The organism is Buttiauxella cochleicola (assembly GCF_021283185.1).
In the GTDB taxonomy this organism is placed as follows: domain Bacteria; phylum Pseudomonadota; class Gammaproteobacteria; order Enterobacterales; family Enterobacteriaceae; genus Buttiauxella; species Buttiauxella massiliensis.
Window position 1 is genome coordinate 325,982 of record NZ_JAJSOS010000002.1, and the last position, 13,355, is coordinate 339,336.

Below are 13,355 nucleotides of genomic sequence, written 5' to 3' on the forward strand. Positions count from 1 at the left end.
ATTTTCCTTAGTAAGCCCGCAGCGTCTGGAAGACGGCAGCCAGCTTGTTAGCATCTTTAATACCCGGTGCGCTTTCGACACCTGAGTTGAAATCTAAACCGATGCAGCCCGTTTTCGCTGCTTCTATGCAATTATCCGCACCCAGTCCGCCAGCCAGAATCACGTTGTCCAGATTCTGGCCTGCCAGGAGTGACCAATCGAAGCTTTGCCCGCTACCGCCCTGGCCATTGTCGAAGAGATATTTGTCGACGTGGTTTAAATCACGCGCCGGTAAACTCTCTTTAACGCTAAGTGCTTTCCAGATTTGCACGTTCGCAGGCAGGATGGCACGTAGCTCGTCGATGTACGTCTGATCTTCGTCGCCATGCAGTTGAACGGCATTCAGCGAGAACGCCTCAGCTTTTTGCACGACTTCATTAACCGGAGTATTGCGGAACACACCGGCATATTTCAGTGGCGCGCCAGCAATAACCGCTGCGGCGGTTTCATCGCTGACAAAGCGCGGTGAGGTTGGCACAAAAATCAGGCCGCCATAAATGGCACCCGCTTCATAGGCGGCGCGAGCATCTTGCGCACGGGTCAGGCCGCAAACTTTGTTATTGCCTAATGTGACGCGGCGAACCGCTGCATTGAGATCGTCTTCGCCCATTAAGGCGGAGCCAATCAGGAAGCCGTTGGCAAAATGGCTTAGTTCACGAATCTGGCCGTAATTGCTGATGCCGGACTCGCTGATGACCGTCACGCCATGGCCTAATCGCGGCGCTAATTGGCGTGTACGGTTGAGGTCGATGGATAAATCACGTAAGTCGCGGTTATTGATACCGACAACTTTTGCTTTCAGCTCAATCGCACGTTCCAATTCTTCTTCATTACTCACTTCGGTCAGCACGCCCATATTCAGGCTGTGCGCAACGGCAGCGAGCTGGCGATATTGTTCGTCGTCGAGTACCGATAACATCAGCAGGCAGGCATCGGCCTGATAAAAACGCGCCAGGTGAATCTGATACGCGTCGATAATAAAGTCTTTGCACAATACTGGCTGCGTGACGATGCTGCTGACAATTGGCAGGAAATCGAAGCTGCCCTGGAAATATTTCTCGTCAGTCAATACTGAAATGGCGGAAGCGTAGTGTTTATAAACATTAGCAATACGCGCCGGGTCGAAATCATCACGAATCACGCCTTTAGATGGAGAGGCTTTTTTACACTCCAGAATAAAGGCTGTACGGGCACCTTGCAGAGCATGATAAAAATTGCGTGTTGCCGGTACGATGTTGTTCTGGAAACTTGCCAGGGGTTGTTGTTGCTTGCGTGCTTCAACCCAAATCGCCTTATCGTCGACGATCTTCTTTAATACTGTTTCCTGCATGACTTATCCTCTTCCTGCCAGCGCAGTAACCCGGTCATACGCAGCACCGCTGCGCAGTACTTCCAGCACTCGTTGTGCGTTCGCTTTAAGATCTTCTTGCCCATGCAGGCGCATTAACATTGCGACGTTTGCCGCTACAGCGGACTCATGAGCTGTCTCTCCTTTACCTTGTAACAGGCGGCTGAGAATGTCACGGTTTTCTTCCGGTGTGCCGCCTGCAAGCTGGTCCTGGTGATAAGCGGGAAGGCCAAAGTCAGTCGCTTCCAGTTGGTAGCTTTTAATCTCGCCGTCATGCAGCTCAGCAACTTGCGTGGTGGCATGCAGAGAAACTTCGTCCATTCCACCGCTGTGTACCACCGCCGCACGTTTGTAACCCAGGACTCGCAGGGTTTCGGCAATCGGCAACACCAGTTCTGCACTGTAAACGCCAATCAGCGCCATTTGCGGGTGAGCCGGGTTAATCAGCGGTCCGAGCACGTTAAACAAGGTGCGGGTTTTTAACTGCTGGCGCACAGGCATCGCGTGGCGGAAACCGGTGTGGTATTTCGGTGCGAACAGGAAACAGACGCCCAAATCATCAAGTGCTTTACGGGACGCTTCAGCACTCATTTCCAGATTAATACCAAACGCGGCCAGTAAGTCGGAAGAGCCAGATTTACTGGAAACACTCCGGTTACCGTGTTTGGCGACTTTCAGGCCCACAGCGGCGGCCACAAAGGCGCTGGCGGTGGAAATATTAATGCTATTGCTGCCGTCGCCGCCGGTGCCAACGATATCGGCAAACGGATAATCCGGGCTTGGGAATGGCGCTGCGGCTTCAAGCATTGCAGTCGCGGCACCGGCAATTTCGTTGGGATGCTCACCGCGAACTTTCATGCTGACCAGCGCCGCAGCCAGTTGTTCTGGCTTCAGCTCGCCGCGCACAATCGCAGCAAATAGCTGGTGGCTTTCTTCACGGCTCAGCGTCTGTGCTTTGTACAGCTTGTCGAGAATCGGTTGCAGCGTGTTGGCTTGTTTTAACTTCAGCAGCGCCCAGTCGAGCGTTTGTTCCAGCAGACGCGCGCCGTGCGTGGTCAGGATTGATTCCGGATGGAACTGGAAACCACACACGCGGTCAGCGTCGTGGCGAACTGCCATCACCATGCCATCGAAATGAGCGTTAATCGTCAAACCCGCCGGAATGTTGCTGCCAACCAGTGAATGATAACGCGCAACCGGCAGTGGATTAGGCAGACCAGCAAACATTGCTTCGCCATCATGAGAAATAATCGACGCTTTACCGTGCAGGATTTCTCCCGCCTGGCCGACATAGCCACCGTACGCTTCGACAATCGCCTGGTGACCGAGGCAGATACCGATAATCGGCAATTTGCCACGCAGACGCGTCAGCAGTTCAGGCATACAGCCCGCTTCACTAGGCGCACCAGGACCTGGTGAGAGCATCAGTATCGGGTTGTCCATGGTTTCCAGACGCTCAATTAAGGTCTGTGCTGGAACATGGTTACGGTAGATGACGACATTGTGTCCGTTAGCACGCAGCTGATCGGCCAGGTTATAGGTAAACGAGTCGATATTATCGAGCAGCAGAATGTCAGCCATCAGAAAATCTCCTGTGCATGATGCGCGGTAGCGATAGCGCGCAGTACAGCGCGGGCTTTGTTACGTGTTTCGTCAGCTTCGGACTGCGGTACGGAATCTAGCACCACGCCAGCCCCAGCCTGTACGGTGGCAATGCCGTTTTCGACGTAGGCGGAGCGGATAACGATGCAGGTATCTAAATCACCGTGCGCGGTGAAGTAACCCACGGCACCGCCGTAACTGCCGCGACGCACGCCTTCGGCTTTGGCAATTAACTGCATAGCGCGAACTTTCGGCGCACCGCTCAGCGTGCCCATGTTCATACAGGCGCGGTAAGCGTGCAGCACATCCAGATCTTTATGCAGCTCGCCAACCACACGGGAAACCAGGTGCATCACAAAGGAGTAGCGGTCAACTTTAGTCAGGTCGGCAACATAACGGCTGCCTGGGGTACAAATGCGCGCCAGGTCGTTACGCGCCAGGTCAACCAACATCAGATGTTCGGACATCTCTTTATGGTCGGTACGCATTTCCAGCTCAATGCGACTGTCGAGGTCACGATCAAGCGAACCATCAGCACGGCGACCGCGTGGGCGAGTCCCGGCAATCGGGTAGATTTCAATCTGGCGGGAATCGGCGTCGTATTTCAGCGAGCTTTCAGGGGATGCGCCAAACAGCGTGAAATCGTTATCCTGCATGAAGAACATATAAGGACTTGGGTTGCTCTTTTTCAGCGTCTGATAGGCGGCCAGCGGAGAAGGGCAAGGCAGCGAGAAACGGCGTGACGGCACCACCTGGAAAATTTCACCGATGCGAATCGCTTTCTGCATTTTGCGCACCACATCGCCAAACTCTTCATCGCTCTGGTTGCATTCGCAGGTCATGCGCTCGACTTTTTGTACTGGCAGTGGTGCGGGCTCTTGCTCCATCTGCTTGCTCAGTTGCGCAGTGCGTTGAATCAAACGCTGCTTTTCTGATGCTGACGGGGTGAACAAGCTCGTCTGAATGCGGGTGTGTTTTTTCTGATGGTCGATTACCAGCAACGTCTCTGCCAGGTAGAAACAGTAGTCGGGACAGTTGTTGTCTTGCTTGAGTTCGGGCAAGTCTTCAAATCCTGCCACCAGGTCGTATGCAAACAAGCCGCCGAAGAACATCGCTTCGCGCTCGTTTTCCGGCACGGTGACCAATTCCTGCATAATGCGGAAGGCGTCAAAAACGGAAAGCGAACACAGGCGCGCGTCTTCATCCAGAAGGGAACTCACCGCCGGGAACCGCAGTACACGGCCTTGTGGAGAATGTTTATTGTCTACGCCGCTAGGTAAAGCCGCATCCAGCAACGGAAGCAGTGAGGCACCATTTTCTGAAAGGGCGTGAATTGTGACGGTGTCACCTAAAGCGGTAATGCGCAACGCGCTGTCGACTAACAGCAAGCTTTTTAAATCGTCTTTGCTGTCGATATCGGCTGATTCGAGTAACAAGGTCGCAGGGCGAGCGCCGCACAGCTGGTGGAAAACGGCTGTTGGGTTATCACGATATGGCGCGTCGTTAATCAGTAATTCGAGCGCTGGTTTTTGTGTTTGCATTTTTTGCTCTCATATTTTGTTCAAAAAAAAGCCCGCTTCATTGGCGGGCCTGGTATCTGGGCTGAATTTCAGCCATAGCGATGACACTGCCCGTTATCAGGAAGTACGCCACCAGCTGTGCATGCGGATTATCGCTTTCATTATCAGATACCTTTCTCGTGTGAACTTGCGTACTAGTTAACTAGTTCGATGAATCAAAGTCAATAGCGATTTTTAGTTATGAAGGAAAATCGTTATCATGAGCGGCGTTTTTCATTTTATTAACACACCCGGAGTTATTTTGAGCCAACCAACACTAGCGGTGATTTACGACTTACATAGCCATACCACCGCGTCAGATGGCCTGCTAACGCCCGAGGCGTTAGTACAACGAGCCGTTGAAATGCGTGTTGGCATTCTGGCAATAACAGACCATGACACAGTAGCCGGAATTGCTGCTGCAAGGGAAGCGGTATCACGCCTGCAATTGCCACTGCGTTTAATTAGTGGCGTTGAGATCTCTACCATCTGGGAAAACCATGAAATACATATTGTTGGACTAGGTGTAGATGAGCACAATCCGCAATTAGCTGAGTTTCTTGCCCAGCAAAGTGAGCGCCGTGTTCAGCGAGCAGCATTAATCGCAGAACGCCTGGAAAAAGCACATATCCCCGGAGCACTTGAAGGCGCAATGCGTCATGCCAATGGTGGCGAAGTGACTCGCGGGCATTTCGCGCGTTTCTTGGTGGAGTGTGGTAAGGCCAATACCATGGCTGATGTGTTTAAGAAATATCTCGCAAAGGGGAAAACCGGTTACGTTCCGCCACAGTGGTGTACAATAGAACAAGCTATTGATGTCATTCATCATTCTGGCGGGCAAGCGGTTCTGGCGCATCCAGGCCGTTATGACCTGAGTGCTAAATGGCTGAAAAGGTTGCTGGCGCACTTTGCCGAAAATGGTGGCGATGCCATGGAAGTCGCGCAGTGCCAGCAAGCTCCCAATGAGCGCACCCAACTTGCGAGTTACGCACAGCAATTTAATTTGCTGGCGTCACAAGGCTCAGATTTCCATATGCCTTGCGCGTGGATCGAGCTTGGGCGCAAGCTCTGGCTGCCTGCAGGCGTAGTACCTGTTTGGCAGAATTGGGATGTCGGCCACATCGCAAAATAGAGGGCAGTCGTATGAGTCAATTTTTCTATATTCACCCGGATAACCCGCAACAGCGTCTGATTAACCAGGCAGTTGAAATTGTTCGTAAGGGCGGCGTTATCGTTTACCCAACCGACTCGGGTTATGCATTGGGCTGTAAACTTGAAGATAAAACGGCAATGGAGCGCATTTGCCGCATCCGTCATTTGCCTGATGGACATAATTTTACGTTGATGTGCCGGGATTTATCCGAGCTTTCAACATATGCATTTGTTGATAATGTGGCGTTTCGTTTAATCAAAAATAATACGCCAGGTAATTACACCTTTATTCTCAAAGGCACCAAAGAAGTTCCGCGCCGTTTGTTGCAGGAAAAGCGTAAAACGATTGGCTTACGCGTTCCTTCTAACCCGATAGCATTGGCGTTGCTGGAAGTGCTGGACCAACCGATGTTATCGACATCGCTGATGCTGCCAGGCAGTGAGTTTACCGAGTCAGATCCAGAAGAAATTAAGGACCGTCTCGAAAAGGTTGTCGATTTAGTTATCCACGGTGGTTACCTTGGGCAGCAGCCGACAACGGTTGTTGATTTAACTGAGGATGCACCTGTTGTTATCCGCGAAGGTGCCGGTGACGCTAAGCCTTTCTTATAAGTGCGTCTGCGGCTATACTGTGCGGCCTAAAATGGGGCTGACATGCTTCATTATCCCAATTCGACGCCTGTGAAGGCGACACCCGAGGAAGCTCAATGAGCGATAAGAGCGAAAAGTTACAAAAAGTTTTGGCCCGTGCAGGCCATGGTTCCCGTCGTGAGATTGAAACCATTATCTCTGCCGGCCGTGTCAGTGTGGATGGCAAAGTTGCCAAATTAGGTGATCGTGTTGAAGTAACACAGGCCCTGAAAATCCGTATTGATGGTCACCTGATTTCCATTAAAGAATCTGCAGAACAGATTTGCCGCGTGTTGGCTTACTACAAGCCAGAAGGCGAATTGTGTACGCGTAATGACCCGGAAGGGCGTCCAACCGTATTTGATCGTTTACCAAAACTGCGCGGTGCGCGCTGGATTGCGGTCGGTCGTCTGGATGTGAATACCTGTGGTTTATTACTTTTCACAACTGACGGTGAGCTGGCAAACCGCCTGATGCACCCAAGTCGCGAAGTAGAGCGTGAATACGCAGTACGTGTGTTCGGCGAAGTTGACGACGACAAAGTGAAGCAACTGGGTCGTGGTGTGCAGCTTGAAGATGGCCCGGCCGCGTTTAAAACCATCAAATTTACCGGTGGTGAAGGCATTAACCAATGGTACAACGTTACTCTGACTGAAGGCCGCAACCGTGAAGTGCGCCGCCTCTGGGAAGCAGTAGGTGTCCAGGTTAGCCGTCTGATTCGTGTGCGTTACGGTGACATCCAGTTGCCGAAAGGCCTGCCACGTGGTGGTTACACTGAACTCGATCTGGGGCAAACTAACTACCTGCGTAAATTGGTAGAGTTGCAGGAAGAGACAGAAAGCAAAGTGGCGGTAGAAAAAGACCGTCGCCGCATGAAGGCGAACCAGATTCGTCGTGCGGTGAAACGCCACACGCAAACCACGGGTAGTGGTGGTGGCCGTCGCGGTGGACGCTCCAGTTAATACATCAATCCCCTCTGACGAGGGGATTTTTTTATCTAGTAATCGATACCGATTTGCGCTTTAACGCCTGCATCAAAGGCATGTTTGACCGGCCTTAACTCACTCACCGTATCCGCCACTTCAAGAATATCCCGATGACATCCGCGCCCGGTCACGATAACCGTCTGGTTTGCAGGACGCTGTGTAAGCGCCGCCAGCACCTCTTCAAGAACTAGGTAATCGTAGGCGACCATATAGGTGATTTCGTCGAGGAGAACCATATCCAGTGACTCATCTGCCAGCATACGCTTTGCATGCTCCCACACTTCCAGACACGCTGCGGTATCAGTTTCACGGTTTTGAGTATCCCAGGTAAAACCAGTTGCCATAACCTGAAACTCAACACCCAGTGGTTCTAGTAGATTACGTTCACCGTTTGGCCACTGGCCTTTGATAAACTGGATCACACCGACTTTCTTACCGTGGCCAACGGCACGGGTTGCAGTGCCAAAAGCCGCTGTTGTTTTCCCTTTACCGTTTCCGGTAAAGACAATCAAAATACCGCGTTCATCTTGTGCTGCAGCGACGCGAGCATCGACTTTCTCTTTTTGGCGCTGTTGGCGCTGCTGGTAACGATCTTCACTCATTCGGAAATTCCTGGTTTACGGTTGGGTTGAGCATCAAAGCTCATGCCTGTTTTACGACGACTATCATCGCCCATCAGCCATAAATAGAGCGGCATGAGGTCCCGTGGCGTTTTCAGCTTATCAGGATCCTCTGTGGGAAATGCGCTAGCACGCATTGCAGTACGTGTACCACCGGGGTTTATACAATTGACGCGCAAATTATGTTGTTTATATTCTTCCGCCAGCACTTGCATCATCCCTTCGGTGGCGAACTTTGATACCGCATAGGCACCCCAGCCCGCACGTCCCTGGCGGCCTACACTTGAGCTTGTGAAGACTAACGAACCGGCATCAGATTTGAGTAATAAAGGAAGCAATGCCTGAGTCAGGAAGAAGGTGACGTTAACATTTACCTGCATCACGTTCTGCCATATTTGCGGATCTTGTTCATCCATTGGGCAAATATCGCCGAGGATACCGGCATTGTGCAGTACACCATCTAAGCGCGGAGTTAGCCCTGAAAGTTTATGCGCAAGGTTATGACAGTCTTCAGGTGTTGCGTTGGAAAAATCCAAAGTAAACCAGTGCGGCAAGCTGCCATTACTGGTGTTGATTTCATCGGCGACTCTACGCAGCTTATCTTCGTTGCGGCCAAGCAGAATGACGTTTGCACCATAACGTGCATAAGTTAAGGCGGCTTCCCGTCCGATACCATCACTGGCGCCGGTGACTAAAATGATGCGATTTTGCAGTAAATCTGTTTTCGGTTGATAGTGCACTTTCAACTCCTCGCGCGATGCTTTTGCTCACGTCTTATTTCTCGGATTTATAACCTTTAGGCTTTATGCCTGAAAGGACTGGTTATTTCAATCAGGCAACAGGAGACAATACCTTTGATTAACATTTTGCAAAAGTTTCATTTTGCTAAAGGCATTCAGGAAGAGGGCTCGCAGCATTTATAGTTGCTTACAGACGTAGAATCACGGCTCGGTTACACTGGGTGATAGATATTTAATGCTCTGAATGGAAGGCGGAAAGCGTGGATCTGATTGCAAACTATGGGTTGTTTTTGGCGAAAATTGTCACGGTCGTTGCGGCTATTGGTATTCTTGTCACGATTATTGTGAATGTTGCCGGTCGCAAAAGACATCAGCGAGGTGAGCTGCGTCTCACCAATTTAAGTGAACAATACCAGGAAATGCAGGAAGAAATGCAGGTGGCAAGGCTTGATGGCCATCAGCAAAAACTCTGGCATAAAGCTCAAAAGAAAAAACACAAACTCGAAGCGAAACAAGCAAAAGCACGCGCTAAACGAGGTGAAACGGTTATTTCTGGCAAACCAACACTTTATGTATTGGATTTTAAAGGAAGTATGGATGCTCACGAGGTTACTTCCCTGCGCGAAGAGATAACCGCAGTATTGGCCGTAGTGAAGCCCGAAGATGAGGTTCTGCTGCGTCTGGAGAGTCCTGGCGGTGTTGTTCATGGTTACGGGCTTGCTGCATCGCAATTACAGCGTCTGCGCGACAGCAAAGTACGTCTGACGGTTGCTGTGGATAAAGTAGCAGCCAGCGGTGGTTATATGATGGCGTGTGTGGCTGACAAAATCGTCGCTGCTCCGTTTTCTATTATTGGCTCGATTGGTGTCGTCGCACAGGTTCCAAACTTCCATCGCTTACTAAAACGCAATGATATAGATGTTGAGTTGCATACTGCCGGGCAGTACAAACGTACGTTGACACTGTTTGGTGAAAACACCGAGCAGGGGCGCGAGAAATTCCGTGAAGACCTCAACGAAACCCATCAGCTGTTTAAGCAGTTTGTCCATGATATGCGCCCATCATTAGATATTGATTCCGTGGCGACAGGTGAACATTGGTACGGCACTCAAGCTTTAGAAAAAGGTTTGGTCGATGCAGTGAGCACCAGTGATGATTTGCTGATTAATCTGATGAAAGACCGCGAAGTGATCAACGTTCACTACACGCGCCGTAAAAAAATGATGGACCGTTTTACCGGTAGTGCGGCAAATAGCCTTGATAATCTTTTGCTACGCTGGTGGCAGCGTGGGGAAAAACCACTGTTGTAATCAAATTCAGCGCGTAATTAAAAACGAGGCCTTTTGGCCTCGTTTTTTTGTTTAGTCTTGCAGGTGATATTTTTCAGCAAATACATGCGCAAGATGTTTAAACATATTAAATACGGCGGTGCTTTTACCGGTAGGTAAGCCTTGCTCATCAAGGAAGTATTCACCTTTGAATACCAGCACCCCGTTTTTTTGTTCGACGTCAGTTGCTTCCATTCCATGCATGAAATCTTCATGGGCACGGATAACTTTGTTGGCTTCAATAATTAGCGACTGTTTATCGATAGGTTGAGTGGTCGGTTTCATGATTTCCTCCTTTAAAAACTGGCAGTAGTGTACTTCCGCTATACTGCAAAGGGCAATATCTCCTGAGTAAACCTAAGGTGATTTAATCAGTTTAGTGTGCTGGTAGGAATCGGAGCTGCATGCTAATAAAGTTGCGTAACTCATTTTATCAGGTAGAGTGTGACGCTTTCGCAAATCTGGCAACGGAATTGCTTGACATTCAACCAAAGTTCCGTCGTGCTATGTCACCGATGCGAAAGACTCGTTATCTCAATCACCTGCGAATGTTCGCTTAATCTGGCCGGTGATGAAAAAAGAGTTGATATCCATTGACGCTGTCGCAATATAGAAAAGCGCGTCGCCAGTGGAAGGTGCAACTGGCGTGCGACGTCTCCTGGAAGAATTACATTAGGTAAAGGTGAATATGGGTAAAGCTCTCGTCATCGTTGAGTCCCCGGCAAAAGCCAAAACGATCAACAAATATCTCGGGAATGACTACGTGGTTAAGTCCAGCGTCGGTCATATCCGTGATTTGCCGACCAGTGGATCAACCACCAAGAAGAGCGCTGACTCCGCCTCCACCAAAGGGACCAAAAAGGTCAAAAAGGATGAACGCGGCGCGCTCGTAAATCGTATGGGTGTCGATCCATGGCACAACTGGGAAGCGCAGTACGAAGTGCTGCCTGGTAAGGAAAAAGTGGTTTCGGAACTGAAATCACTGGCTGAAAAAGCAGACCATATCTATCTCGCAACCGACCTTGACCGCGAAGGGGAAGCCATTGCATGGCACCTGCGGGAAGTTATCGGTGGTGATGAAACGCGTTACAGCCGCGTTGTTTTTAACGAGATTACAAAAAATGCAATTCAACAGGCCTTCGAAAAGCCGGGCGAATTAAATATTGACCGTGTTAACGCACAGCAAGCGCGTCGCTTTATGGACCGCGTTGTGGGCTACATGGTGTCTCCGCTGCTGTGGAAGAAAATTGCCCGTGGTCTTTCTGCTGGCCGTGTACAGTCTGTTGCTGTGCGTCTGGTGGTTGACCGTGAACGCGAAATTAAAGCGTTTGTGCCGGAAGAATATTGGGAAATTGACGCGAACCTGACGACGCCGAAAGGCGATAGTCTGCCGGTTCAGGTCAGTCACCATAAAGACAAGCCATTCCGCCCGGTTAACCGTGAGCAGACCATGTCTGCGGTTAGCGAACTGGAAAAAGCCAGTTATTCGGTGCTTGAGCGTGAAGATAAGCCAACCAGCAGCAAACCTGGTGCGCCGTTCATTACCTCTACTTTGCAGCAGGCTGCAAGTACCCGTCTTGGTTTTGGTGTGAAGAAAACCATGATGATGGCACAGCGTCTTTATGAAGCGGGCCATATTACTTACATGCGTACTGACTCAACTAACTTGAGCCAGGATGCGGTGAGCATGGTACGTGGTTATATCGAAGAGAGTTTCGGTAAGAAATATCTTCCAGAAGCCGCGAATCATTACTCCAGCAAAGAAAACTCGCAAGAAGCGCACGAAGCGATTCGTCCTTCTGATGTGAGTGTTGTTGCCGAGTCGCTCAAAGACATGGAAGCCGATGCACAGAAACTTTACCAGCTGATTTGGCGCCAGTTTGTAGCGTGCCAAATGACGCCTGCGCAATACGATTCCACTACCTTGACTGTGCAAGCCGGTGATTTCCGTCTGAAAACGCGTGGCCGTACGTTGCGTTTTGATGGCTGGACAAAAGTGATGCCTGCGCTGCGCAAAGGTGACGAAGACCGTACATTGCCAGCTGTAGAGCAGGGCGATGAACTCGCACTGGTTGAGATCATTCCTGGCCAGCACTTTACTAAACCACCGGCTCGTTTTAGTGAAGCCTCGTTGGTTAAAGAGTTGGAGAAACGTGGGATTGGTCGCCCGTCTACGTACGCATCGATCATTTCCACCATCCAGGATCGTGGTTATGTGCGTGTAGAAAACCGTCGTTTCTATGCAGAAAAAATGGGTGAAATCGTTACTGATCGCCTGGAAGAAAACTTCCGTGAGCTGATGAACTACGATTTCACCGCGCAAATGGAAAGCAGCCTTGACCAGGTGGCCAATAATCAGGCCGAGTGGAAAGGGGTGCTGGACAACTTCTTTAGCGATTTCAGTGAGCAACTTGGTAAAGCTGAGCTGGATCCGGAAGAAGGCGGTATGCGTCCAAACCAGATGGTACTGACCAGCATCGATTGCCCGACCTGTGGTCGTGAAATGGGTATTCGTACTGCCAGTACCGGTGTGTTTCTCGGTTGCTCCGGCTACGCATTGCCAGTGAAAGAACGCTGCAAAACCACCATCAACCTGGTGCCGGAAAACGAAGTCCTCAATGTTCTTGAAGGGGATGATGCGGAAACTAACGCACTGCGTGCGAAACGTCGTTGTACCAAATGCGGTACTGCGATGGACAGCTACCTCATCGATCCAAAACGTAAGCTGCATGTTTGTGGTAATAACCCAACATGTGATGGTTACGAAATCGAAGAGGGCGAGTTCCGCATTAAGGGTTATGACGGCCCAATCGTTGAGTGTGAGAAATGTGGTTCTGAAATGCACCTGAAAATGGGACGTTTCGGTAAGTACATGGCTTGTACTAACGACGATTGCAAAAATACCCGTAAGATCCTGCGTAACGGTGAAGTTGCTCCACCGAAGGAAGATCCGGTTCCGTTGCCAGAACTTCCTTGCGAGAAGTCGGATGCCTATTTTGTCCTGCGTGATGGCGCGGCGGGTGTTTTCCTTGCGGCAAACACTTTCCCTAAATCGCGTGAAACACGTGCGCCATTAGTGGAAGAACTGTACCGCTTCCGTGACCGTCTGCCAGAGAAACTGCGTTATCTGGCTGACGCTCCACAACAAGATGCGGACGGTAACAAAGCGGTTGTCCGGTTTAGCCGTAAGACTAAGCAACAGTATGTTTCTTCTGAAAAAGAAGGCAAAGCGACTGGCTGGTCAGCATTCTTTGTTGATGGTAAGTGGGTTGAAGGCAAGAAGTAATCCTTCTTAAAATTTAAAAGCCGGGGCATTTGCTCCGGCTTTTTTATATCCTTTTATATAACCTG

General features: G+C 50.3%; 11 protein-coding genes and 1 other annotated feature. Of the genes, 5 read left to right on the forward strand and 6 right to left on the reverse strand.

Annotation, left to right across the window (positions count from 1 at the left end; genetic code table 11):
* Nucleotides 1-7: 7 nt before the first annotated feature.
* The 3 genes from trpCF to LVQ76_RS04455 are packed head-to-tail and all read right to left on the reverse strand — an operon-like array spanning nt 8 to nt 4,530.
* Nucleotides 8-1,369, reverse strand: coding sequence for a bifunctional indole-3-glycerol-phosphate synthase TrpC/phosphoribosylanthranilate isomerase TrpF (gene trpCF / locus LVQ76_RS04445; protein WP_232921088.1), 1,362 nt, complete (start codon nt 1,367-1,369; stop codon nt 8-10).
* 3 nt (nt 1,370-1,372) lie between these two features.
* Nucleotides 1,373-2,968 carry a bifunctional anthranilate synthase glutamate amidotransferase component TrpG/anthranilate phosphoribosyltransferase TrpD gene (gene trpD, locus LVQ76_RS04450; protein WP_232903487.1) on the reverse strand — a complete coding sequence of 532 codons (1,596 nt, stop codon included), beginning with the start codon at nt 2,966-2,968 and terminating at the stop codon, nt 1,373-1,375.
* Nucleotides 2,968-4,530, reverse strand: coding sequence for an anthranilate synthase component 1 (locus LVQ76_RS04455; protein ID WP_232921089.1), 1,563 nt, complete (start codon nt 4,528-4,530; stop codon nt 2,968-2,970). Before LVQ76_RS04455 ends, trpD begins: the two co-directional genes overlap by 1 nt.
* 22 nt (nt 4,531-4,552) lie before the next feature.
* Nucleotides 4,553-4,650: a sequence feature (Trp leader region), on the reverse strand.
* Nucleotides 4,651-4,768: 118 nt separating this feature from the next.
* Between LVQ76_RS04455 and rnm the strand changes: the two genes are divergently transcribed.
* The 3 genes from rnm (at nt 4,769) to rluB (ending at nt 7,292) form a co-directional block, all read left to right on the forward strand.
* Nucleotides 4,769-5,680 (forward strand): RNase RNM, encoded by a 912-nt coding sequence (gene rnm, locus LVQ76_RS04460; RefSeq protein WP_370639815.1) that lies wholly within the window; start codon nt 4,769-4,771, stop codon nt 5,678-5,680.
* 11 nt (nt 5,681-5,691) lie between these two features.
* Nucleotides 5,692-6,312 carry an L-threonylcarbamoyladenylate synthase gene (locus tag LVQ76_RS04465; protein WP_034455425.1) on the forward strand — a complete coding sequence of 207 codons (621 nt, stop codon included), beginning with the start codon at nt 5,692-5,694 and terminating at the stop codon, nt 6,310-6,312.
* Between the two features lie 95 nt (nt 6,313-6,407).
* A complete protein-coding gene (gene rluB / locus LVQ76_RS04470) occupies nt 6,408-7,292 on the forward strand; it encodes a 23S rRNA pseudouridine(2605) synthase RluB (RefSeq protein ID WP_064511633.1) in 885 nt (294 codons plus the stop codon).
* Nucleotides 7,293-7,327: 35 nt separating this feature from the next.
* Here the strand turns inward: rluB and cobO are convergent, their stop codons facing one another.
* Both cobO and LVQ76_RS04480 read right to left on the reverse strand, forming a co-directional pair.
* Nucleotides 7,328-7,918 carry a cob(I)yrinic acid a,c-diamide adenosyltransferase gene (gene cobO, locus LVQ76_RS04475; RefSeq protein ID WP_232863629.1) on the reverse strand — a complete coding sequence of 197 codons (591 nt, stop codon included), beginning with the start codon at nt 7,916-7,918 and terminating at the stop codon, nt 7,328-7,330.
* Nucleotides 7,915-8,676 (reverse strand): YciK family oxidoreductase, encoded by a 762-nt coding sequence (locus tag LVQ76_RS04480; RefSeq protein ID WP_232921090.1) that lies wholly within the window; start codon nt 8,674-8,676, stop codon nt 7,915-7,917. Before LVQ76_RS04480 ends, cobO begins: the two co-directional genes overlap by 4 nt.
* Nucleotides 8,677-8,936: 260 nt before the next feature.
* Between LVQ76_RS04480 and sohB the strand changes: the two genes are divergently transcribed.
* Nucleotides 8,937-9,986, forward strand: coding sequence for a protease SohB (gene sohB, locus LVQ76_RS04485; protein ID WP_232921091.1), 1,050 nt, complete (start codon nt 8,937-8,939; stop codon nt 9,984-9,986).
* Nucleotides 9,987-10,037: 51 nt separating this feature from the next.
* Here sohB and LVQ76_RS04490 read toward each other — a convergent pair whose 3' ends face one another.
* A complete protein-coding gene (locus tag LVQ76_RS04490; protein WP_034455430.1) occupies nt 10,038-10,289 on the reverse strand; it encodes a YciN family protein in 252 nt (83 codons plus the stop codon).
* Between the two features lie 403 nt (nt 10,290-10,692).
* Between LVQ76_RS04490 and topA the strand changes: the two genes are divergently transcribed.
* Nucleotides 10,693-13,290, forward strand: coding sequence for a type I DNA topoisomerase (topA, locus tag LVQ76_RS04495; protein WP_232863632.1), 2,598 nt, complete (start codon nt 10,693-10,695; stop codon nt 13,288-13,290).
* The last annotated feature ends 65 nt before the right edge of the window (nt 13,291-13,355 follow it).

Excerpts from the sequence above, each read along its gene's own strand:
- trpCF (WP_232921088.1), bottom strand. The coding sequence starts at position 1,369 with ATGCAGGAAACAGTATTAAAGAAGATCGTCGACGATAAGGCGATTTGG.
- trpD (WP_232903487.1), bottom strand. The coding sequence starts at position 2,968 with ATGGCTGACATTCTGCTGCTCGATAATATCGACTCGTTTACCTATAAC.
- LVQ76_RS04455 (WP_232921089.1), bottom strand. The coding sequence starts at position 4,530 with ATGCAAACACAAAAACCAGCGCTCGAATTACTGATTAACGACGCGCCA.
- rnm (WP_370639815.1), top strand. The coding sequence starts at position 4,769 with ATGAGCGGCGTTTTTCATTTTATTAACACACCCGGAGTTATTTTGAGC.
- LVQ76_RS04465 (WP_034455425.1), top strand. The coding sequence starts at position 5,692 with ATGAGTCAATTTTTCTATATTCACCCGGATAACCCGCAACAGCGTCTG.
- rluB (WP_064511633.1), top strand. The coding sequence starts at position 6,408 with ATGAGCGATAAGAGCGAAAAGTTACAAAAAGTTTTGGCCCGTGCAGGC.
- cobO (WP_232863629.1), bottom strand. The coding sequence starts at position 7,918 with ATGAGTGAAGATCGTTACCAGCAGCGCCAACAGCGCCAAAAAGAGAAA.
- LVQ76_RS04490 (WP_034455430.1), bottom strand. The coding sequence starts at position 10,289 with ATGAAACCGACCACTCAACCTATCGATAAACAGTCGCTAATTATTGAA.
- topA (WP_232863632.1), top strand. The coding sequence starts at position 10,693 with ATGGGTAAAGCTCTCGTCATCGTTGAGTCCCCGGCAAAAGCCAAAACG.